This window comes from Paraburkholderia sp. Ac-20340, from assembly GCF_017104965.1.
Classification (GTDB): Bacteria; Pseudomonadota; Gammaproteobacteria; order Burkholderiales; family Burkholderiaceae; genus Paraburkholderia.
In genome coordinates, this window is sequence record NZ_JAAGPR010000008.1 from 30,726 (window position 1) to 52,963 (window position 22,238).

General features: G+C 64.8%; 20 protein-coding genes and 1 tRNA gene. 5 read left to right on the forward strand and 16 right to left on the reverse strand.

All coding sequences use genetic code 11. The features are described from left to right. Positions 1-174 precede the first annotated feature (174 nt). On the forward strand, positions 175-3,810 hold the full coding sequence (locus G3N59_RS12790; RefSeq protein ID WP_205982997.1) for an indolepyruvate ferredoxin oxidoreductase family protein: 3,636 nt from the start codon (positions 175-177) through the stop codon (positions 3,808-3,810). A 72-nt stretch (positions 3,811-3,882) separates the two neighbouring features. Here the strand turns inward: G3N59_RS12790 and G3N59_RS12795 are convergent, their stop codons facing one another. Further along, positions 3,883-5,160 (reverse strand): EAL domain-containing protein, encoded by a 1,278-nt coding sequence (locus G3N59_RS12795; RefSeq protein WP_205982998.1) that lies wholly within the window; start codon positions 5,158-5,160, stop codon positions 3,883-3,885. 395 nt (positions 5,161-5,555) lie between these two features. Between G3N59_RS12795 and G3N59_RS12800 the strand changes: the two genes are divergently transcribed. Further along, the gene (locus tag G3N59_RS12800; protein WP_205982999.1) at positions 5,556-7,223 is read left to right on the forward strand and encodes a Na+/H+ antiporter; all 1,668 of its coding nucleotides are present in this window, start codon (positions 5,556-5,558) and stop codon (positions 7,221-7,223) included. Positions 7,224-7,329: 106 nt separating this feature from the next. Here the strand turns inward: G3N59_RS12800 and G3N59_RS12805 are convergent, their stop codons facing one another. The 6 genes from G3N59_RS12805 to G3N59_RS12830 form a co-directional block, all read right to left on the reverse strand. Then, positions 7,330-8,634, reverse strand: coding sequence for a solute carrier family 23 protein (locus G3N59_RS12805; RefSeq protein WP_205983000.1), 1,305 nt, complete (start codon positions 8,632-8,634; stop codon positions 7,330-7,332). Positions 8,635-9,159: 525 nt separating this feature from the next. After that, entirely contained in the window at positions 9,160-9,813 is a 654-nt protein-coding gene (locus G3N59_RS12810) for a DUF2239 family protein (RefSeq protein WP_205983001.1), read from the reverse strand. Positions 9,814-9,893: 80 nt separating this feature from the next. Continuing rightward, entirely contained in the window at positions 9,894-11,399 is a 1,506-nt protein-coding gene (locus G3N59_RS12815; RefSeq protein ID WP_205983002.1) for a sensor domain-containing diguanylate cyclase, read from the reverse strand. A gap of 318 nt (positions 11,400-11,717) precedes the next feature. Beyond that, positions 11,718-12,515, reverse strand: a complete 798-nt coding sequence (locus G3N59_RS12820) for a DNA-binding domain-containing protein (protein ID WP_205983003.1) — start codon at positions 12,513-12,515, stop codon at positions 11,718-11,720. Continuing rightward, the gene (locus G3N59_RS12825) at positions 12,512-13,357 is read right to left on the reverse strand and encodes a DUF692 domain-containing protein (RefSeq protein WP_241023416.1); all 846 of its coding nucleotides are present in this window, start codon (positions 13,355-13,357) and stop codon (positions 12,512-12,514) included. The genes G3N59_RS12820 and G3N59_RS12825 overlap by 4 nt, the downstream gene beginning before the upstream one ends. A 12-nt stretch (positions 13,358-13,369) precedes the next feature. After that, the gene (locus G3N59_RS12830; RefSeq protein ID WP_205983004.1) at positions 13,370-13,618 is read right to left on the reverse strand and encodes a DUF2282 domain-containing protein; all 249 of its coding nucleotides are present in this window, start codon (positions 13,616-13,618) and stop codon (positions 13,370-13,372) included. Positions 13,619-13,900: 282 nt separating this feature from the next. On the opposite strand from G3N59_RS12830, the gene G3N59_RS12835 reads away from it, so the two are divergent. Continuing rightward, positions 13,901-14,209 (forward strand): DUF4148 domain-containing protein, encoded by a 309-nt coding sequence (locus G3N59_RS12835; RefSeq protein WP_205983005.1) that lies wholly within the window; start codon positions 13,901-13,903, stop codon positions 14,207-14,209. Positions 14,210-14,526: 317 nt separating this feature from the next. Here G3N59_RS12835 and G3N59_RS12840 read toward each other — a convergent pair whose 3' ends face one another. From G3N59_RS12840 to G3N59_RS12850, 3 genes are all read right to left on the reverse strand, one after another. Further along, entirely contained in the window at positions 14,527-15,351 is an 825-nt protein-coding gene (locus G3N59_RS12840) for a hypothetical protein (RefSeq protein WP_205983006.1), read from the reverse strand. Positions 15,352-15,404: 53 nt separating this feature from the next. Then, complete coding sequence (locus tag G3N59_RS12845) at positions 15,405-16,526, reverse strand: porin (RefSeq protein ID WP_205983007.1); 1,122 nt, start codon at positions 16,524-16,526, stop codon at positions 15,405-15,407. 264 nt (positions 16,527-16,790) lie between these two features. Then, positions 16,791-17,090, reverse strand: a complete 300-nt coding sequence (locus G3N59_RS12850; RefSeq protein WP_205983008.1) for a hypothetical protein — start codon at positions 17,088-17,090, stop codon at positions 16,791-16,793. 128 nt (positions 17,091-17,218) lie between these two features. Here G3N59_RS12850 and G3N59_RS12855 point away from each other — a divergent pair, with 128 nt between their 5' ends. Further along, positions 17,219-17,665, forward strand: a complete 447-nt coding sequence (locus tag G3N59_RS12855; protein ID WP_205983009.1) for an SRPBCC family protein — start codon at positions 17,219-17,221, stop codon at positions 17,663-17,665. A gap of 119 nt (positions 17,666-17,784) precedes the next feature. On the opposite strand, the gene G3N59_RS12860 is transcribed toward G3N59_RS12855, so the two are convergent. From G3N59_RS12860 to G3N59_RS12880, 5 genes are all read right to left on the reverse strand, one after another. After that, positions 17,785-17,860 (reverse strand) — tRNA-Ala (locus G3N59_RS12860). A 70-nt stretch (positions 17,861-17,930) separates the two neighbouring features. Further along, positions 17,931-18,227 carry a c-type cytochrome gene (locus G3N59_RS12865; RefSeq protein ID WP_241023428.1) on the reverse strand — a complete coding sequence of 99 codons (297 nt, stop codon included), beginning with the start codon at positions 18,225-18,227 and terminating at the stop codon, positions 17,931-17,933. 32 nt (positions 18,228-18,259) lie between these two features. Beyond that, positions 18,260-19,054: a BON domain-containing protein gene (locus G3N59_RS12870; protein ID WP_205983011.1), complete on the reverse strand. Its 795-nt coding sequence runs from the start codon at positions 19,052-19,054 to the stop codon at positions 18,260-18,262. A gap of 38 nt (positions 19,055-19,092) precedes the next feature. After that, positions 19,093-19,680: a phosphoheptose isomerase gene (locus G3N59_RS12875; RefSeq protein WP_205983012.1), complete on the reverse strand. Its 588-nt coding sequence runs from the start codon at positions 19,678-19,680 to the stop codon at positions 19,093-19,095. 150 nt (positions 19,681-19,830) lie between these two features. Further along, complete coding sequence (locus G3N59_RS12880) at positions 19,831-20,340, reverse strand: YraN family protein (protein ID WP_205983013.1); 510 nt, start codon at positions 20,338-20,340, stop codon at positions 19,831-19,833. On the opposite strand from G3N59_RS12880, the gene rsmI reads away from it, so the two are divergent. Then, complete coding sequence (gene rsmI / locus G3N59_RS12885; RefSeq protein WP_205983014.1) at positions 20,339-21,232, forward strand: 16S rRNA (cytidine(1402)-2'-O)-methyltransferase; 894 nt, start codon at positions 20,339-20,341, stop codon at positions 21,230-21,232. The two genes, G3N59_RS12880 and rsmI, sit on opposite strands and share 2 nt — an antisense overlap. 199 nt (positions 21,233-21,431) lie before the next feature. Here rsmI and G3N59_RS12890 read toward each other — a convergent pair whose 3' ends face one another. After that, positions 21,432-22,046, reverse strand: a complete 615-nt coding sequence (locus tag G3N59_RS12890; protein ID WP_205983015.1) for a septal ring lytic transglycosylase RlpA family protein — start codon at positions 22,044-22,046, stop codon at positions 21,432-21,434. Positions 22,047-22,238: the final 192 nt, after the last annotated feature.

Sequence of the window (22,238 nt, forward strand, 5' to 3'; positions counted from 1 at the left end):
CGCGCAGGAAAATCTCTCTCAAAAACGCGGATTCACGGGCAGACTGTCGCGCGGATGTCGGTCGCGCCCAATTAGTTAGCAAAAAATTTCCCTCATTGGCGCGAAAAAATAGAGTCTTCAACGCATCCGGCGATGTCCCGCGATGCGTCATAGAAAAATTGGAGACTCCCCCAAATGACCGCGCGCCCCGCCTTTGGCAACTCGCTTACGCAGAGCGATACGCCGCTCGATACGCCGCCCCTCGCCGACTACAAGCTCACCGACAACCTCACCGCCACGCGCGGCCGCATCTTCCTGACCGGCACGCAGGCGCTGATCCGCCTGCCGCTCATGCAGCGCGCGCTCGACCGCGCGCTCGGGCTGAACACGGCGGGCTTTATCAGCGGCTATCGCGGTTCGCCGCTCGGCATGGTCGATCAGCAGGCGTGGAAAGCGAAGAAACTGCTCGAAGCCGCCGATGTGCGCTTTCTGCCCGCCATCAACGAGGAACTGGGCGGCACGGCCGTGCTCGGCACGCAGCGCGTGGAAGCGGACCCGGAGCGCACCGTCGAAGGCGTGTTCGCGATGTGGTACGGCAAGGGCCCGGGCGTCGATCGCGCGGGCGATGCGCTCAAGCACGGCAACGCCTACGGTTCGTCGCCGCATGGCGGTGTGCTGGTGGTGGCGGGCGACGATCACGGCTGCGTGTCGTCGTCGATGCCGCATCAGAGCGACTTCGCGCTGATGGCGTGGCACATGCCTGTCGTGAACCCGTCGGATATCGCGGACATGCTCGAATTCGGCCTCTACGGCTGGGCGCTGTCGCGCTATTCGGGCGCGTGGGTGGGCTACAAGGCGATTTCGGAGACGGTGGAATCCGGCTCGACCGTCGATCTCGACGCCATCAAAACCGACTGGAGCGCCCCCGAAGGTTTCACGCCGCCCGCAGGCGGGCTGCACAACCGCTGGCCCGACCTGCCGAGTCTCGCGATCGAGCAGCGCCTCGCCGCCAAGCTCGACGCCGTGCGCCACTTCGCGCGCGCCAACAGCATCGACAAATGGATCGCGCCGAGCCCGCACGCGAACGTGGGCATCGTCACCTGCGGCAAGGCGCATCTGGATCTGATGGAAGCGCTGCGCCGCCTCGACCTCACCGTCGCCGATCTGGAAACGGCGGGCGTGCGCATCTACAAGGTGGGGCTGTCGTTTCCGCTGGAGATGTCGCGCATCGACGCCTTCGTGGCCGGTCTCGACAACGTGCTCGTGATCGAAGAAAAGGGCCCGGTGATCGAGCAGCAGATCAAGGATTATCTGTACAACCGCACGAGCGGCGCGCGTCCGGCGATTGTCGGCAAGCACGCGGAAGATGGTTCGCTGCTGCTTTCCGATCTGGGCGAATTGCGTCCTTCGCGCATCCTGCCGGTGTTCGCCGCGTGGCTCGCGAAGCACAAGCCCGCGCTCGACCGGCGCGAGCGCGTGGTCGATCTGGTCGCGCCGCAAATCCTCTCGAATGTCGCCGATGCCGTGCGCCGCACGCCCTACTTCTGCTCGGGCTGCCCGCACAATACCTCGACGAAGGTGCCGGAAGGCTCGATCGCTCAGGCCGGTATCGGCTGTCACTTCATGGCGTCGTGGATGGAGCGCGACACCATGGGCCTGATCCAGATGGGCGGCGAAGGCGTCGACTGGGCCTCGCATTCGATGTTCACGAAAACGCGCCACGTGTTCCAGAATCTCGGGGACGGCACCTACTTCCATTCAGGCATCCTTGCGATTCGCCAGGCCGTGGCCGCGAAGGCCAACATCACCTACAAGATCCTCTATAACGACGCCGTGGCGATGACCGGCGGCCAGCCGGTCGACGGCAGCATTTCCGTGCCGCAGATCGCGCGTCAGGTGGAAGCCGAAGGCGTTTCGCGCTTTGTCGTCGTGAGCGACGAACCCGAAAAATACGACGGCCATCACGGTCTGTTCCCGAAGGGCACGACCTTCCATCACCGCAGCGAACTCGACACCGTGCAGCGCGAACTGCGCGAAACGCCGGGCGTGACCGTGCTGATCTACGACCAGACCTGCGCCGCCGAAAAGCGCCGCCGCCGCAAAAAAGGCGAATTCCCCGACCCGGACAAGCGCCTCTTCATCAACGAAGAAGTGTGCGAAGGCTGCGGCGATTGCGGCGTGCAATCGAACTGTCTTTCGGTCGAGCCGGTGGAAACCGAACTGGGCCGCAAACGTCGCATCGATCAATCGTCGTGCAACAAGGACTATTCGTGCGTGAACGGCTTTTGCCCGAGCTTCGTGACGATCGAAGGCGGCAAGCTCAAGAAGGCGGCGGGCGCGGCGTTCGATCCGCAGGCGCTGGCTGCACGCGTCGATGCGCTGCCGCTGCCGGCCACCCATCTCGACAATGCGCCCTATGACATTCTCGTCACGGGCGTGGGCGGCACGGGCGTGGTGACGGTCGGCGCGCTCATCAGCATGGCTGCGCACCTGGAAGGCAAGAGCGCTTCGGTGCTGGATTTCATGGGCTTTGCGCAGAAAGGCGGATCGGTGCTGTCATTCGTGCGCTTCGCCGCCACCGACGCGCTGCTCAACCAGGTGCGCATCGACACCCAGCAGGCCGACCTGCTGCTCGCCTGCGATATGGTGGTGGGCGCGAGCGCCGACGCGCTGCAAACGGTGCGTCACGACCGCACCCGCATCGTCGTGAATACGCATGAGATTCCGAACGCGTCGTTCGTGCAGAACCCCGAAGCCAACCTGCACGCCGATGCACTGCTCGCGAAAATGCGTCACGCCGCAACGGCCGGTCATGCCGATGCGCAAGACCCGCTTTCGACCTGCGATGCCCAGGCGCTCGCGCAACGCTATCTGGGCGACACCATCGGCGCGAATATCGTGATGCTCGGCTTTGCGTGGCAACTGGGTCTCGTGCCGGTGTCGCTCGCGGCGCTCACGCGCGCGATCGAGTTGAACAACGTGGCCGTGCAGGCGAACCTCTTTGCGTTCTCGATTGGCCGTATGGCCGCCGCCGATCCCGCTGCGCTGGAAGCGCTCGACGTGCAACGCGCGGCTGCAGCCAACGCCACGGCGCGCAAGCTCACGCAAACGCTCGACGAGCTGGTCGCCGACCGCGAAGCGCGTCTGCTTGCGTACGGCGGCGCGGCTTACGTGAAGCGTTATCGTGCGCTGGTCGATGCGGCGCGCGGCGCGGATCGTTCGACGGAACAGGGCTTGTCGCGCGCGGTGGCATCGACGTTCTACAAACTGCTCGCGGTGAAGGACGAATACGAAGTCGCAAGACTGCATGCCGATCCGGCTTTCCGCTCGGCGCTCGAAGCGCAGTTCGAAGGTCAGGCCGGCAGCGATTTCACGGTGAAGTTCAACCTCGCGCCGCCGCTGATCGCCCGCGAAAAGCACGGCCAGCCGCCGCGCAAAATGCAGTTCGGCCAATGGCTCTGGAGCGCGCTTGCACTGCTTTCGAAGGGACGCGGCGTGCGCGGCACGTGGTTCGATCCGTTCGGCCGCACGCTTGAGCGCCGCATGGAACGCGCCCTCGCCGACGATTACGAAGCGACGCTGCGCAACGCGCTGGCGAAACTCTGCGCCGATAACGCCGACGAAATCGCGAAGCTCGCCAATCTGCATCAGCGCGTGCGCGGTTACGGTCACGTGAAGCTGGCGAATCTCGCGGCGGTCAAGCGTAGCGAGCGCGAACTCGGCGCGCGCCTGAAGCTCGACGTGAAGACCAGCGCGGTCGTGCAGCAAGCGATCGATTCGTTCAAGGGCGCGGGCGCGCTGCGCGGCATTCCCGTGGTCGTATCGAAATAGGCCTGTTTTAAAGGCACAAAATGAACGGCGCGGGCGATTCACACCCGCGCCGTTTTTTATTCACGCGCGTTTTCAGGCGAGCAATTCCGCCAGCCAGTCCACATCGCCGCACAGCACGCACAGACGGTCGCCCACCTGCACGGCCATCGAAAGCGTGACGCACGGCAAGGCCTCGTTGATCGACAGATACGGCGACGTCACATGCACGCGTCCAGGCGCGACCAGCGCCGCGCGGAAGTACGGCCGGCGCAGCCAGTTCGCGCCCTGCGCGTCGTCGAGCGGCAGGAAGCGCGCGTCGTGTTCCGCGCGGTCCACGCGCAGCACGACATTGCGGCCCGCCTGACGCCCGTTCGCATCGAGCAGAAAACAGCGCGCCGCGTGATCGAGCGCGAGAAAATTCCAGCACACTTCTTCGAGCGGCTCGCCCGCGCCCAGCCGTTCCGCCGCGCGTTCGAACGCGCGCAGATACGGTGCGAGCCGGGTGGCGGTGCCGCGCTCGCGCGTCTCGGTTTGCTGACGGAAACGATCGGTCGCTTCCGCGATCACGGTCTGCGCGTGCGAGGAATCGGTGAGGCCAGGCGCGGGCCGCGCGAAGAAAAAGCCCTGCACGAAATCGGCGTTGCAGGACAGCGCAAGCTGCGCTTCCTGCTCCATTTCCACGCCTTCGATCAGCACGAGCTTGCCCGCCTCGTGCAGCAGCGCGACCAGCGCGGGCAGCGTCGCGGCCATATCGGCGCGATGCGCGGCGTGCATCAGCATGATGCGGTCGAGTTTGACGATGTCGGGATTCAGTTGCCAGACGCGGCCAATATCCACATGCCCCGCGCCGAAGTCGTCGAGCGCGATCAGAAAGCCGCGCTCGCGGAAGGCGTGCACGGCATGCGCGAGCGCGTCGAGGTCGGTGGCCTCGGCTTCCAGCACTTCGAGCACGACGCGGCGCGGCGCAATGCCCAGCCGCTTGAGATTGGCGAGCAGCGCGGCCGCGTGATACGGCTCGGTCAGCGTGCCCGGATGCACGTTGAGAAAGAGCCACTCGCGCTCGGCGCCGAGCAGCGCGAAGTTCTCCAGATGCAGCCCCTGCGCGAGCCGGTCGACCTGCAGCACATCGCCCACGCGCGCGGCCTCGCCGAATACGTCGATGGGCGAAATCGGCCGGTCGAGCGGATCGTGCGCGCGCAAAAGCCCTTCGTAGCCGATCGCGCGCATATGCGAGAGGCTGAAAACCGGCTGGAACACGCTCGTGAGCGTGAGTTCGCCATGTTGCGCGCTGTAGCGCTGCAGCCCCGAGGTGACGCTCAGATCGAACCCGTGCGGCGCGAGCGCCGTCTTTTCCTGTTGCTCTGTGATCATGCCTTCCTCTTCGCGCAAGTTGATCGCCGCGGCTTGCTGCCGCGACCGATGCGTTGCGCCACGCAGGGCGATAAAGCAAAGTCCGTGCACGCCTGCATCCGGACCCGCCGCGCATCGTTCCCTGCACCGCCAATCGCGCCTGTGCGCGGCCAACGGGCATGCAACACATCAAACCGCACCAAAATCGTGCATCCACACTCGATGAAAAACCCGACTGCGCGCTTCGCGGCGACCTGCGCCGCCCTCGGGCTAAACTACTTGTAAGCTCGCCGCCGCCTGCCGCAAGAGATTTCGCTGCCGCAGAGCGCGCTCACCCACGCCCCCGCATAAAGGGACACGCCCCACGCGCTTTTCGCGCCTGAGCGATCGTCCTCGCCGCACCTTTTGTCTGATCGATGGAAAACCTCTTCACCGTTCTCATTCTGCTCCTTGCCGTCGCCCTTTCGGGCGTCATCGTGCGACTTCTGCCGATCAAGCTGCCGTTGCCGCTTTTGCAGATCGGCATCGGTGCCTTGCTGACGTTTCCGCGCGTGAATCCGCACGTCACCTTCGACCCGGATATCTTCATGGCGCTGTTCATTCCGCCGCTGCTGTTCGCGGATGGCTGGCGCATTCCCAAGCGCGAATTCTTCATGCAGCGCCGCGCGATCCTGATGCTCGCGCTCGGCCTCGTGCTGCTGACCGTGGTGGCGGTCGGCTATTTCGTGCACTGGCTGGTGCCGCAGATTTCGCTGCCCGTCGCGTTCGCGCTCGCGGCCGTGCTCTCGCCGACCGACGCCGTCGCGCTTTCGGCCATCGCGGGCAAGGACCGCATTCCCGCGCAACTCATGCACATTCTCGAAGGCGAAGCGCTGATGAACGATGCGTCAGGCCTTGTTGCGCTGAAGTTCGCCGTGGCGGCGGCGCTCACCGGCTATTTCTCGCTGCGCGAAGCGACGCTGAGCTTCTTCGTGATCGCAGCGGGCGGCCTCGCGGTGGGCGCGATCATCGGCTGGGGATTCAGTTTTGTGTCGGAGCGCTTTCTCAACATCACGTCCGATGGCGATCCCGCGCCCGGCGTCGTGATGACGCTGCTGATTCCGTTCGCGGCCTATCTGTTCGCCGAGCATCTGGAAGTCTCGGGCGTGCTGGCCGCCGTCGCGGCGGGGATGATGATGAACTACACGAGCGCGGCGCACATGGGGCCGGTGTCGGCGCGCGTGCGGGCGGCGAGCACGTGGTCGATGATCGAGTTCGTCTTCAACGGCATGGTGTTCACGCTGCTCGGCCTGCAATTCCCGGGCATTCTCGGCAAGGCGCTGCTGGAAGCGCATCACACCAGCAATCTGCAGATGCTGCGTCTGCTGATGTATATCGCCGCCGTGCTGGCCGCGCTCTACGCCATGCGCTTCGGCTGGGTCTGGCTGCTGCGCTGGGTGGCGAGCCGCGGCGCGGCGCGTCATGGCGTGTCGAATGCGGTGCCGGGCCTGCGCACCGTGGCGATCACCACGGTTGCGGGCGTGCGCGGCGCGGTGACGCTCGCGGGCGTGCTCTCGCTGCCGGTCGCGCTCGATAACGGCCTGCCTCTGCCGGGCCGCGACAGCGCGATCTTTATCGCCACGGGGGTGATTCTCGCTTCGCTGCTGGTGGCGATCGTCGGGTTGCCGTTGCTGCTGCGCGGCGTGCGGCGCGGCGGCGAATCGAAGCATGCCGCCGAGGAGCGTCTCGCGCGCGTCCAGGCGGCGCAGGCGGCGATTCGCGCGGTCGACGCGCATATGGAGAAGGCCACCGAGGATATGGACGAATCGGAATTGGCCCATGCCGCCGATACCACGGCGCGCGTGCTGGACACCTATCGCCGACGCCTCGCCACGCTCGACGCCGATCACGACCGCAGCAAGAACGCGCGTCAGGCGGAACAGCTCGAAGTGCAGATGCGGCTTGCGGCGATGCGCGCCGAACGCGCGGCACTGCTCGAACTGCGCAACACGAATACGATCAACGACGAAACGCTCGGCAAGCTGATGCGCGAAGTCGATCTCACCGAAACGGCGATGATGAATCGCGGGCGCAGTCGAGGCTAGGATCGCGATTAAGCGTGATTAAGCGCGCTCGCTGCGGCCATAAAAAAAACGCGACGCCTTTCGAAAGAAGGCGTCGCGTTTTGCATTTCACCGCGTATTTTAAGGCTTAAACCGCGGCTTCCTGCGCCGGCTTTCTGCGCAGCAGCGCGTACAGCACGATTGCGCCGAACGTAGCAGTGCCGATGCCGCCGAGCCCGAAGTTGCCGAGCTTCAGCGAAAAATCGCCCGCGCCCAGCACGAGCGTCACGGCCGCGACGATCAGATTGCGGTTGTCCGAGAAGTCCACCTTGTTGACCACCCAGATGCGCGCGCCCGTCACCGCGATCAGACCGAACACGACGATCGACACGCCGCCGAGCACCGGGCCCGGAATCGTCTGGATCACCGCGCCGAACTTCGGCGAGAAACCCAGCACCAGCGCGATCAGCGCGGCAATGGCGAACACCAGCGTCGAATAGATCTTGGTAACGGCCATCACGCCGATGTTTTCCGCGTAGGTCGTCACGCCCGTGCCGCCCGCGAAACCCGAAACGATCGTCGCGAGACCGTCGCCGATAAACGCGCGGCCCACATAGCGGTCGAGGTTATGACCGGTCATCGCCGAAACGGCCTTGATGTGGCCGAGATTTTCCGCCACCAGAATCACGGCGATGGGAATCAGCAGCGTCATCGCGTGCGGCTCGAACACCGGCGCGCTGAACTTCGGCATGCCGAACCAGGCGGCGTTGGCAACAATCGAAAAATCGATCGGCTTGCCCAGACCCATGCCGTTGGTCACGATCGCGTAAATCACATAAGCGATCAGCAGGCCGACCAGAATCAGCAGACGCTGCAGCATGCCGCGCGTGAACACCGCCACGGCGCCCACGCAGAGCACGGTGACCAGCGCCATCCACGAATCGAACTGCGTTGCGCTCACGCCCTTCACGGCGATCGGCGCGAGATTCAGGCCGATCACGCAGACGATCGCGCCGGTCACGACCGGCGGCATCAGCGTTTCGATCCACTTCGTCCCGATCACCGACACCAGCACGCCGATCAGCGCATAGACCACGCCGCACGCGATGATGCCGCCGAGCGCCACGGGAATATTCGTGTTCGGGCCATGACCGCCGTAGCCCGTGACCGCGATCACGAGGCCGATGAAGGCGAAGCTCGAGCCGAGATAGCTCGGCACGCGCCCGCCGACGATCACGAAGAACAGCAGCGTGCCGATCCCCGACATGAAAATGCAGAGATTCGGATCGAAGCCCATGAGCAGCGGCGCGAGCACCGTCGAGCCGAACATGGCGACGACGTGCTGCACGCCCATCGCGAACATCTGCGGCCAGGCGAGACGTTCGTCGGGCGCGACGACGGTTTTTGCGGCGCCGGTTTGCGCGCGCCAGCGGGGAAACCAGGAATCGGACATTAGGGCTCCTCTTTGTGTGCTTGTGTGCCGTTGTGACCGCAACCGGCGCTTGCGCGAACTCGAACGCCGCATCGTCGATGCGGTGTCGGCTGCGGTGTCGGCGGTTTGCCGGCGTGGTCGGGTGCTATTTATTGGGACGGGGATCGGGGCGAGGGCTGCATGCGTCGATACGGCGAGCCCCGCGCCTGCCCGTCAGAGAAATCACGCGCGAGTGTACGGAGCCGCAATCCACGTGGCAAGGCAAGTCTTCCTGCATGTGGGCAGGACGAAACAGCAATGGCGCATCGAGACTTCGGGCGTGCATTCGGACAGCCCGCCAGAAAATTCGGACAAGTCTTATATCGATGGCCGGGGGCCGCACGTAGACTCAATCTACTGCGTGACCCCATGACTGTTCATGCAGAGGTTGTAAGTTGTAAACTCTCCGACTTCCCGCTCATGCCTCCCCGGCCTGAGCGGCTTTTTTTTGCCCGGACGTTTTTGCCTGAACCTCGCTTTTGCTTGAACCTCTTTATGCGGACTTTTTCAGGCGAAAGCGCCTTGCGCCAGTTCCCGCACGTAATCGCGCACGCCCTCGGGCCAGTCCACGCTCCACGCCTCGAAACGCGCGCGCTCGCCGGCATAGAGCGCACGCAGCGCCTCTTCGTAACCCGGCAGATTGCCCGCCAGCGCCGTCATGAAACGATGCACGGATTCGCGCGATGTGCGCACGCGGTCCTTTGCCTCGCTCGCGTGACGCGCGCTTTCCACCAGCTTGCGCAGCACCACCGACGCCCCGCCCGGCTGCGCCGCCAGCCAGTCCCAATGACGCGGCAGGAGCGTGACCTCGCGCGCCACCACGCCAAGCTTCGGACGGCCACGGCCGCGGGGCGTGTCTTCGCCGATGTCGTCCTGCGGCGCGTCTTCGCTTGCTGATTGCGTTTGCGCCTGCCACGCGGCATCGGCGGAAAGACGCGCGGCGACATCGGCGGGACGGCCGCGCAGATCGAATTCCACCTGCGTGGCGTCGCGGTCGTCGAAGATCAGCACGGAGGCCGCTTCGCCTTGATCCAGCGCCGCCTTCACGGCCAGCGCCACGTCGAGCGGCGCGCCGCGCGCAATCAGGCGCGTGCCTGCAAATGCCGTCACGCCTGCGGCGTGGGACGCGGGTTTCTCATGAGTCGTATGTGTCGCTGTCATCGTGATCACCTTGCTGTGTCGATGCAGCGAATATTACCCGGGTAAATTTATCGGCGCAATATTATCCGGGTAAAATTTTGTCAAAGATCGGGACCGGCGCCGTGCGGCTCGCCGGCCAGGCTCGGCTGCCAGACGGCAACGCGGTTGCGGCCCGCGCGTTTAGCCGTGTAGAGCGCGGCATCGGCGGCTTCGATCAGCGTGCGCCAGGATTCAAAGCTGCCCGCCGACGTGCTCGCCACGCCCACGCTGGCCGTGAGCACGTTGTTCGGGCTGTCGGCGTGCGGAATGTCGAGCGTCTCGATGGCGGAGCGCAGCTTTTCGGCGTGCGCGAGCGCCTGGGCCGCGTTGGTGTCGGGCAGCAGCAGCACGAACTCCTCGCCGCCATAACGCGCCGCGCAGTCGCCCGGACGCCGCGCGTGCGCGCCGATCGAGCGCGCCACGGCCGCCAGCGCGCGATCGCCCGCCGAGTGGCCGTAGCGGTCGTTGAAGAGCTTGAAGCGATCGACGTCGAGCATCATCACTGCGAGCGGCTGGCCCGAGCGGCGCGCGCGCAGCCATTCGTGATCCGCGCGCGTTTCGAAAGCGCGGCGATTGGCGAGCGCCGTGAGCGCATCGGTGCCCGCGAGCGCGCGCAACTCCTCTTCGAGCAGTTCGCGACGGCGCAACTGCCGCGAAAGCAGCACCGCCAGCGCGACCAGCGAAGCGTCGAGCAGCACCGTCAGCGAGCCGATGATCCACGCGCGCGCACGCCATTCGGTGTAGATATCGCCTGCGGCCACCGCCACACTGAACACGAGCGGATAACCGTCCACGCGGCGAAACGCGAACCAGCGCCGCACGCCGTCCACCGGCCCGTTGCCGAAAAAGCCGCCCTCCTGCGCGCGCCCGATGCGCTGAAACAGCGCCGATTCGGCGAGATTCTTGCCGATCATCCCGGCCGCGTACGGACGGCGCATGAGCAGCGTGCCGTCGGCGAGCGTGAGCGCGACCGTGCCATGCGCACCGATTTCGACGCCACTCATCAGGCGCCGGAAATAGTCGAGCTTCATCGTGCCCACCACCACGCCCGCGAACGAGCCATCGGGCTTTTCGAGGCGGCGGCTCAGGCCGATGGCGGCGTTCTCCGGGCCGTCGCGCGCGATCATCGGCTGGCTGATATAGAGGCCCGTCTGGCGCGAATCGCGCTGGGCGATGAAGTAGTCGCGATCGGCGATATTGACGTCGCGCGGCAACGTCGAACGTGAATCGAAGATCACATCGCCAGCCGCGTTGGCGACCAGAATCGCGCCGAGATTGCGCGCCGTCGCCGAGCGGTCGAACAGCACGTTCTGGCGGATATCGTCGGGGAGTCCGGCCAGACGCGGATCGTCGATGGCGTCGATTACGGCCTGCAGCGACATCGCGTAGACATCGAAATTGCGCTGCGTGTCGCGCTCGAACAGCAGCGCCATGTTGAAGGCCGCGGCGCGCGCGCTCGCCAGCGCGTCCTCGCGCATCTGCGCCATGACCCAGCCGGCCACCGCGGTGAGCACGGCAGCCAGCACGATGCTGATGGCGATCATGACGTACGGTCGGCGGGTCATCATGGCGTGGGACTCGCGGGTGCCCGGGCGAACAACGGGCAAGGAACAGCCGTATCGGCGAACACACAAAAAAGCCGCGCGCGTCGATGCGCGGCGCGCGCGACGTGCCGGTTTGCAATCGAGTGTACATCCTGAAAACGGCCCGCGCGCGCCGTTTATGTGGCGTGCTTCACAGTGTAGACAAGTGAGTTTTCAGCCTTGATTTCATAGGCATTCGACAGAAGAATGCCGGGTTTGCATCACACGCCATTTTGATTCGGAATCCTGCTTTTTTGTGCGTTGTTGCGAGGCGGAATTCTTCTGCGTTATGTGCGCTAACCGCTAGTCGGCGTCGTGCAGTCCCGTGATCGCACTCGCTTCGATCCACGTGCGCCACTGGCTGGCGAAATCAAAATGTTCGTCGATGGCGAAGGCGCGTTCGAGCGCTTCGTCGAGCGTCGCGCCGCCTTGCAGGGCGACGAAAGCCGCGTGCGCGGCCTGCGTATGCGCGAGCGCAGCGGGACGCCATTGCGGACGCACGATCAGCGTCCAGCAAGGTGTATCGACGCGCTCGGGCCACCGTTGTTGCGCCGGATCGTCTTGCCGATGCGCGCGCCAGATCCCGAACGCCGCGAAGCGCGATTCGAGCGCAACGCAGGCCGGATGCACCGCAAGCCGCGACGCCATCAACCGCTCCACGCCGATTGCCTGCCACTGCGCTGCGGCAATTGGCGTGCAATTCGCCGCGAACGCCGCAACGTGCAGCGCCCATTCGAGACGCGCGACATCGCCGAAATACGCGTAACGTGCGTCGGTTTCATAACCTTCGATAAAGGCGGGCAAGTTCGCGCCGAAGCGGTTCAGATCGGCATCGCGCGAAGGATGGGCGCGTGCGTACGCGAGTGCGAGCGCGTCGAAATACGCGTCGCCGGTGAGCTGGGCGAGCACGGGAAACGCGCTGGCCAGCGCCGCGCGCCGGGCCGCGCGCACGTTGCCGCGATATAAACCGAGTAGACCAACGACCTCGATGCCATCGCCCGCTTCCGCTTTCTGCAGATGCGCGGCGAGCGCGGCATCGGCGGCGGGATCGTCGATGGCATCGGCAAACGCCGACTGCAACGCTTCGAGCGATGGCTTCATGCGTGCGCACTCATGCGTTCCTGCGCCTGCCGCGCTTCGTCGAGCAGCACGGCCAGCGGCGGCACATGCGTGTCCCATTCGATCAGCGTGGGCACCGCGCCGAAACGCTGCAACGCGGCCTCGTAAAGCGACCAGACCTCGGGCGCGACGCGCGAACCATGATCGTCGATCACGGCCGCTTCGCTCACGCGATGGCCCGCAAGATGCAGTTCGCCGACGATGTCGCACGGCAGCGCGTGCATCGCGGCGAGCGCGTCCTCGCCGTGATTGCGCTGATTCACGTAGAGATTGTTCACGTCGAGCAGCACGCCGCAACCGGTACGCCGCGCGAGTTCCGCGAGAAACGCGGCTTCGCTGTAGTCGTCGTCGCGAAAACGCACGTAGGTGGAGACGTTTTCGATCAGCACGCGGCGGCGCAGCGTGTCCTGCATATGCGTCACGCGCGCGCTCAAGTGATCGAGCGATGCCTGCGTGAGCGGCATCGGCAACAGATCGTGCAGCGCGGCATGCGGCGTCGCGCCCCAGCAGAGATGCTCGGAGACGAGCGCGGGTTCGATGCGCGCCACCAGTCGTGCGAGCCGCGCGAGATGCGATGCGTCCAGCGGCGCCGCCGAACCGAGACCCAGCCCGACGCCATGCAGACTCACCGGCAGATCGCGGCGCACCGTTTCGAGCACGTGCAGATCGTAGCCGCCATCGCCGAAGTAGTTTTCGCTATGCACCTCGACCCAGCCGACGGGCGGCGGCGCCTGCATGAAGGCATCGTAGTGCGCATGACGCAAGCCGATGCCGACGCCCTGCGCGGGCCGCGACGGATGGGCGGGCGTGAGCATCGTGGTCATGCGCGTGCGGATTTACTGCTCAGGCGTGCCGCCGAGCTTTTCGCAGGTGCCTTTGGGCATCGTCTTGAAGTCGCCCTTGTCGTGATCGACCTTGGCCTGACCCGCGCAATCGTGCACGCCGGTCTTGCTCGAACAGTCGTTCTGACCGGCCTTGGCGACGCCGTAGCAGTTGACCTTGTCGTCGGCGTGCGCGACGCCTGCCGTTGCCAGACCCGCCAGCGCGGCGGCGATCACAGCCTGACGGCCGAGCGCGTTTTTCATGGGAAATCTCCTGGAAGTTGCGGATGGCGCGCGCGCTGACGCATGCGCGCTGCGTGCGCCCTATTTTGCCTCAGCGATCAATCCGCGACGCAAACGGACGGGCGTGGATTGCGCGCCCAGGCGATCCGGCACTGAATCGGCGTGCGAATTATCTCGGTTTTCGCAATGATGTTTGCCGCATCCCGATATTTATCTTTGAAGTGCACCGCAATAAAGTCACATCAACGGATCGAGCAAGCAGATTGTTACGATCCGAAAGATAATTTTTGGAGGTTGTAGATCATGAAGTCCCTTATTGCCGCAGCGCTCGCCGCTACCGTTCTGGCCGCCCCGGCCGTGTCGTTTGCTCAAGCCAGCCAGCAGCCGCTGACCCGCGCCCAGGTTCGCGCCGAACTCGTGCAACTCGAAAAGGCCGGCTATCGCCCGGGTCTGTCGAGCCCGTACTACCCGGAAGACCTGCAAGCCGCGCAAGCGCGCGTCGCGCAACAGAACGCCACCGCTGAAGCCACGGCCTACGGCGCATCGACCAATGGTTCGACGCAAGCCGGCAGCCGCACGGCGAACATCAAGCCGGTTTATTTCGGCCAGTAAGTTGTTGAAGATGCCCGGTCGAACGCAGCTCGCTGCGTGACCTACGCCAGGCAGGCCCGCTCTGCAGGAACTTAAGAGCGGGCCTGTCAGTCTTTGTGCAGACACGTTAGTTATCGTTGCCTTGCGCCGCGCTGGAATCCGTCCTCGCGCGCAGGGCACGCCCCAGGAAACCTCCGCCGCCGGATATCCGGCGGCTTGCCCGGGCACTCGTTGCCCGGGCCTTTTTCCTCTTTTTTGTGGGCGCTGCACGTCTTGTTCTATTGGTTCGCGCTTCGTTGGCGTCGGTGCGCGAACTCGCTGCTTGCTCTCCCCTGCTTTTATTCTGTTGTCGCGGTATGCGTGTGTACGTTGCGTTGTGCAGCGTGGATCGTCTGCGCCCGGCTCAGACGTGCGAGACGCGCGCTGGCGACTTGCACGATCATCGCGACGATGGCGGCTTCGGCAAAAACCCTTATCGACGTCTGATGGCTCAGACCCAGCGCAAGCACGAGGCAGAACGCCGCGAAGCCGAAGCGCCCCAACACCATTCCCCGTAGCAACGCGATCACGAAAGGCGCGCCCTGCGCCCGATGCGACGACACCGCCAGCACACTACCCAGCAACGGAAACACGGCGAGCAGACCGCTCCACGCCGGGCCGAGTCGCGCGGACATCGCCGTCACGGCGAGCGTGAGCGCGGCGCCCGCGGCCATGCGCGTGGCGAGATCGGTGCGTGTGAGATTTGCGCCTGACGCGCCTGATGCGCTTGCCGTGCTGCGCGGCAGGAAGGCCTGGCCGAAACACGTCGCCGCCAGCGCGACGCCCAGCGCCCACGGCCACGACACCGGCAGATGCGAGAGCACGCATGCCGCGACGAACCACGCACACAAACCCGCTGCGAGCGCGAGCCACCACGGCCGCGCGCGGCAGGTCCACGCGTAGGCAAAATTAAACGCTTCGGAAGCGAGGATCGCGTAGAGCGAAAGCGTGGCGGCGCGCGCACCGAAAGCGTCGCCGTGCTCGATCACGAGCAGAAAGAGAATCGGCCCGGCTACGACGGGTAATCCGGCCAGCCAGCCCGCCACGCGCGGGCCCCAGAGCTTGCCGGACATCGACACGAACAGCAGAAACAGCGGAACGAGCGTGAGCTTGAGCGCGAGCATCGGGCTTGATTGTTGGCATGGAGAGCGAGCGCCGATGGTAGCAGCGCGCGCGCTCAGAAGCGGTGCCGGATGCCCGTAGCGACGACCAGTTGATTGCGTCCGCTCGACGGATCGAACGCATTGATCGCGGCCGGTGCGCCTGCGGTTGCACGTTGATAGAGCGTTTCGGCGTAGACGTCGGTGCGCTTGGACAGTTGATAGATCGCCTGCACCCCGCCCTCGTTCCAGTGCGCCGACGACGCCTTCGTGTACACGTACATGCCGGTAAGCGAGACCGTCGGCGTGACCTGCCAGACGGCGTTGAGCTCGTAGTTGCTGAAGGCGATGGACGGCAGGCCCGCGCCGCTATCGGCATCGACGATACCGGTCTGGATCGCGCGCGACCACGCGGCGCCGAGCGTCACATCGCCGAACGCGTAGTTCGCGCCGACGCCGATCGTGTCCTGCTTCTGCACGAAGGTATCGACGATATCGCCGCTCGATCCCGGCAAGGCGAGCGGATCGTAGGCGCCCGCACCAGTCGCGCCGCGGTTGTTCGCGTGCAGCCAGGCGACGCCCGCGTTGAAGCTGCCCGCCGCGTAGTTCGCGCCGAGGCTGTAGGCGCGGTTATCGGCGAAACGCCCCGCGCCGTTCGAGAACGCGTACATGCCGCCGAAGGTAAAGCCGGCGAGCGTCGGGCTGGTGTATTTGATCGCGTTGGCGGCGAGGTAGGTGTTGTTGGCGTTGTCGTTGTCAAACGGATGCGCGAAGGCCGTGCCGCCGGCGCTGCCCGTGAGCGTGAAGGGCGCGAAGTAGTCGTGGATGGAATCGTATTGGTGGCCGAGCGTGACGGTGCCGAACGATTCGGATTCGAGGCCGACGTAGTACGGATGGTCGTTGCGTTCCTCGCCGTTGGCGACGGAGAAACCGCGTTCGAGGCGGAACAGCGCCTTCATGCCGCCGCCGAGGTCTTCGCTGCCCTGCAGGCCCCAGAAACTGCCGTCGATGAGGCCGGTGGCGAGCTGGTATTGCGCGTGGCCGCCGACGTTGTTGGCGTAGGCGAGGCCCGCGTCCAGTTCGCCGTAGAGGGTGACGGTGGATTGGGCGTTCGCTGCGGTGCTTGCGGCCGCGAGCGTGGCGACGGTGATGGCGCAGGCAACGGCTAGCGCAGCCTTCTTGCGGTAAGGGCTGGTCATGGCGGATGGACCGGTATTCGGTGTTCGTAGAGGACGGCGGTGGCGCGGCGTTCCGGCGCCTTGTAATCTGTTGAAATATTAGTAAGGAATGTAGGTTCGAGGCAATGGTTTCACGCCGTTCCAATGACGGTTTCGTGAAACTGATGGGATGGCGCAACGGGTGGGGTTTTGGGGTATTGGTTTTTTGGTGTTGGTGGTGGTCTTGCTGTTGCGCTGGGTGGCCGTGGTGGCGGGGGGTCTGAGGGGCGGGGCTGTTAGTTGCGATTAGTAGCCGTGGGTGACGAGCGATAACACCGAGAGATCGGGATGCGTGCCGTCGATGATGCTGCGGCCGATGTGGGCGGCTTCTTCTACTGCTTCCTGCTGCGTGCGGAAGGTTTCTTCGCCGTCTGCGTGATAAGGGACGGTGTGGCCGGGTTGCGCCGGGTTTGCGCCGGGGTGGCAGACGTAGCCCGTGTAGGTGTAGCGCACGGCGTTTTCTTCTATCGGCGCAGCGCAGATGTGGATTTCGAAGCCTTCGTAAGCGAGCGTTTGCGGCTCGAGTTCGGGTTGAAGCGCGGGCATGGCGGCCTCCTGCTTTTGGGCTTCTTTGGCTCGTGGATTGTTCGCGGGGTATGGGGGAAGTTTAGGCGATGGCGGGGTTTGAGGCGCATGCCTCGTGTCTCTGAATTCTATTGATCAGGAGGTTTGGGATGGCGACGAATACTGTGCGAATTCATCGTGTGATGCGCGCGCCGGCTGAGCGGATTTATCGCGCTTTTCTGGATGCTGGAGCGCTGGTGAAGTGGCTGCCGCCGGATGGGTTTACTGCGGCGGTGCAGCAGATCGATGCTGTCGTGGGCGGGAAGTATCGGATGTCTTTTACTAACTTCACCGATGGGGCGAGTCACTCGTTTGGCGGGGAATATCTTGAGCTTGTGCCGTATGAGCGGATTCGGTATTCGGCTGTGTTCGATGATCCGAATCTGGCGGGGACGATGGTGACTACGGTGGTGCTGAGGGAGGTGTTTTGTGGGACGGAGGTGAACGTTACCCAGGCAGGGATTCCGGAGGCTATTCCGGTTGAGGCGTGTTATTTGGGGTGGCAGGAATCGGTGGAGTTGTTGGGGAGGTTTGTGGAGGCTGTTGTTTTAGGGTAGTGAGTTTGAGGTGGGAGTGGTTGGGGTGAAACTGGGTTTTTTGCTGTTGCGTGTCGGTCGTAGAAACGCAAAACCCCGCGAGCCTTTGGCTGCGCGGGGTTTGTGGTTTTCGAAATTCTTGGTGGAGCGGATGAGGATCGAACTCACGACCTTCGCATTGCGAACGCGACGCTCTCCCAGCTGAGCTACCGCCCCACTGCCGTTCGAGTGTAGCACACCTATTTTTCGGTGTACCAACCGAGAAATTGCGCCGCAGCAACCCAAATCACTTAGCGGAAGAAGCCGGCGCCCCAGCCAAAACCCAGGCAACGACATCATGAATATCGCCGGCGCTCATCCCCGGATGCGAAGGCATCGGAATAGCACCCCAAACCCCCGACCCACCATCCCGCACCTTCTTTTCCAGCTTCGCCTGCGCGCCCGCATCGCCCTTGTACTTCGCGGCGATATCCTTGAACGAAGGCCCAACAAGCCGCCGATCCACCGCATGGCAGCCCATACAGGCATTCGCGCGAGCCACCGCAACACCATCGGCGGCAAAAGAAGCCGCAGCCGTCCCCATCAACACCAGCCCAACCACCAAACGCCGCACCATCACATCGACGCTCCAGTCGAGCCCGAATGCGCAGGCGACGATTCCATCACCGGCGCGGGCGACTGCTGATCGATCGGACGCGAACTCACGCCCGAATCCGGGATCGCGCCAACCGTCGGCGCATCCGCAGCGCTACCCTGCACCGAAGCATTGGAAACCGGCGCATTACCCGAAGACGAAGCCATCGCCTGTTCCGGCGCGATGTACTGATAGCACTTCACCACCTGCGCCACGCCCGAAACCGTGCTCGATGCATTGGCCGCAACATTACCTTCACGCTGCGTCACAAGCCCCATCAAATAGATATTTCCGCGCTCGGCCACAACCTTGAAGTTATTCGCCGAGATTTCCTTGTACAGCACCAGCTCGCTCTTAACACGCCCTTCAAGATACGAGTCATTGGCACGCGACGAGAACGAACTCGCCGGCTGCACCGAAAGCTCGTTGACGATCGAACCCACGTTCGGAATCCCGCGCACCACGCTCTCGGCCTTCTGCTTCGACGCCTCGTCCGGCACCTCGCCAGTCAGCAGCACGCGCTGATTGAACACCGCCACGTTGACGTGCGCGGTATCGGGCAAATTGCTCGACACATTCGACAGCGCCTTCACCTGGATTTCGCGGTCTTCGGTTTGCGAGCCCACCGTGCGACGGTCGGTCGCCACCAGTGCCGTGCCGCCCGCCGCGCCCGCGAGCGCGAGGAAGCAACCCTGCAGGCTCGCGCACAGCGAGGCCGCGAAGCCGATCGTCAGCGTGGTCCGTGCCAGCGCGCGCGTCATGCCGTTTCTGCTCATCAACTCCCTCTCCTTGATCCTACGGTGTCAGTCCGACTTCAATCTTCGCCCATCAGCATCGCGTCGATGCCGTCGCACAGGCAATGGATGGTCAGCAGGTGTACTTCCTGGATGCGCGCGGTCCGCTCGGACGGCACGCACAGGTGAATATCGGTATCCGCGAGCGTTTCGTTGGCGAGGCCGCCACCCTTGCCCGTCAGCGCGATCACGATCATTTCGCGTTCGTGCGCTTCGACGATCGCCGCCAGCACGTTCGCGGAATTCCCCGAAGTCGTGATGGCGAGCAGCACGTCGCCGGGCTGGCCGAGTGCGCGCACCTGGCGCGCGAACACCTGCTCGTAGGCGTAGTCGTTCGACACCGCCGTGAGCACCGATGCATCGGTCGTCAGCGCGAGCGCGGGCAAGCCCGGACGGTCGCGCTCGAAGCGGCCGATCAGTTCGGCGGCAAAGTGCTGGGCGTCGGCGGCCGAGCCTCCGTTGCCGCAGGTCAGGATCTTGTTACCGTTCGCCAGCGCGGCGAACATCGTATCGACCGCGGCGGCAATCGGCACCGCCTGGGTTTCCATCGCGGCGAGCTGGGTCGCTGCGCTATCGCGAAAATGCTGTTGAATACGTTCGACGGACATCGACTCTCTAATCTGTACTGCGGGTTTCGCGATGTTCTCTCGCGAAAATCCCTTGGTTGCGGCGTGCCGCAAGTTTAGCGCACTCGCAGGGGTTCTCTTCCGGCGTTCTTTTCCATCGCGCGTGCTTCTTTATGCCTACAGCGTCCGACTTCAGCTTTCATCTTCGCGAAACGCGTCGCGCAGCCACGTGAGGCGGCCGCCTTCGAACGTCACCACGTCGAAGCGGCAGGCCGGCGGCAAGGCGTCGTGTTCGGCCGCATACGCGAGCAGATAGTGACGCGCGGCGCGCAGCAGGCGCTGCCGCTTGTGCCAGCCCACGCTCGCAGCCGCGCCGCCGTAGGTGGCCTGCGTGCGCGCCCGCACTTCCACGAACACCAGCGTGCCGTCGCGCTCGCGCATCACGAGATCAAGCTCGCCGCCGCGGCAATGCACGTTGCGCGCGACCAGCACCAGGCGCTGACGTTGCAGCCAGTTCAGCGCATGCGCCTCGAAGCGCGCGCCTATCGCACGGCGTTCCGACTTCGACCGGGCTCGTACAGAAAAGTTGTCGCGGTCGGTGCGCGCCGCCTTCGCGGGCTCGACATGCGTCCCCGCCGCCGCGCGCTCCCCTGCGTGGCACAATGACGGCCTCTTTTCTTGCGTTCGCGCGTTCCGTGTCATGACGTCGTCTCCTTTCGAACTCGCACAGGCCCAGCAATATCCGGCCGCCACGCTGTACGTCGTGGCGACGCCCATCGGCAATACCGCCGATATCACCGTGCGCGCGCTGCACGTGCTCGGTCTAGTCGATCGCATCGCCGCCGAGGACACGCGCAATACCGGCCAGCTGCTCACGCGCTACGGTATTTCGAAGCCGCTTATCGCCGTGCACGAGCACAACGAGCGCGAAGCGGCGCAGCGCGTGATCGAGCATCTGCGCGCGGGCGAACGCGTGGCCTGTGTGTCCGATGCGGGTACGCCGGGCATTTCCGATCCGGGCGCCAAGCTCGTCGATGCGGTGCGCGACGCCGGTTTCCAGGTCGTGCCGCTGCCGGGCGCAAGCGCGCTCGCCACCGCGCTTTCCGCGGCGGGCGACTGGGTATCGACGTTCACCTTCCTCGGCTTTCTGCCGCCCAAGGCGAAGCAGCGCGCTAGCGCGTTGCAGCCGCTCGCCTCGCATGCGCACGCGATGGTGTTCTACGAAGCGCCGCATCGCATTATCGAAACCGTGCAGGCGCTCGCCGATGCGTTCGGTCCCGCGCGGCGTCTGTTGATCGCCCGCGAGTTGACCAAGTTACACGAAGCGATCTGGCACGGCACCCTGGCCGAAGGGCCAACGTGGCTCGCCGAAGATGCGAACCGTCAACGCGGCGAATTCGTGCTGGTCGTGGAAGGCGCGAGCGCGCCTGAATCCGGCGAGGCGGATCACGATGCCATGCTGCGCGTGCTGCTAGCCGAGATGCCGGTAAAGGGCGCAGCGAAGGTGGCGGCGGCGCTCACGGGTGCGTCGCGCAATGCGCTCTACGCGCGTGCGCTCGAACTGAAGGGCGAAGGCAGCGAAGACAGCGACTGAAGACCGACTGCGTCCCGCTGAAGCCAGCAGAAATAACAAAGGGCTGCCCGATCCGGGCAGCCCTTTGTTTTGATACACATCACATCGAATCTAACGGGATTCGGCCCTCGTGCATCGTCCGGTGCGCGCCACGCGCCAACACGGATCGAATCACGTCGACAAAACCCGCCAGTCCAGCCGAGCCGCAAGGCTCAAGCGATCACTGGGTGTTGTTCGAGTTCGCAGCCAGCATTTCAGCTTGAGCGGCCTGAGCAGCCTTCGCTTCCTGGCGCGAGAGTCCTTCGATGTTCACCTTCGCCGTACCGGCATGCTGCAGGCCGAGCATCTTCGCGGCGGCGTAGGAGAGATCGATCACACGGCCGCGTGCGTACGGGCCACGATCGTTGATCTTCACCACCACCCACTTCGAGGTCGCCGGGATGCTCACGCGCACATACGAGCCAAGCGGCAGCGTGCGGTGCGCAGCGGTCATGGCTTCCATATTGAAACGCTCGCCACTGGCGGTCTTGCGGCCGTGGAAAGCGCGGCCGTACCACGAGGCGCGGCCGGTCTGGTGAAACGAGCCGACGTCGACAGCGTTGTCGTCGATCGCCTGTGCATCGGCGAGCGAGTTGTCGCGACTGGCGCCCGAAGCGGGCAGCGCCGCCAGTGCGGAGCCATAGCTCTGCGGCGACGCGAACGCGGTGTGCGCGTCCTTGGTGCTGAGCGCGTTGCCCTGCGCCTGGTCCTGTGGGCCGGGCGGCATGGCACAACCTGCCAGCACGGACACGGCTGCGAGACTCCCGAGTCGTCGTCGAGAAAGTCCAAAGTTCATAAGTTAGCCATCACGTTTCGAGGCTGTCCTGCACCCTGGTGGTGCATCGCTGGATAACCCCGGCGGTCGCAGGCAATAGGACGCCGCGCGCGCCTTGTCGTGTGAACAAAAGGCGTGCGAGTGCCAATACCCGGATGCGGCCCCATATGCCGCTAACCGCTGGTTTTCTTTCACGTCTGGCGCAACCTGTCC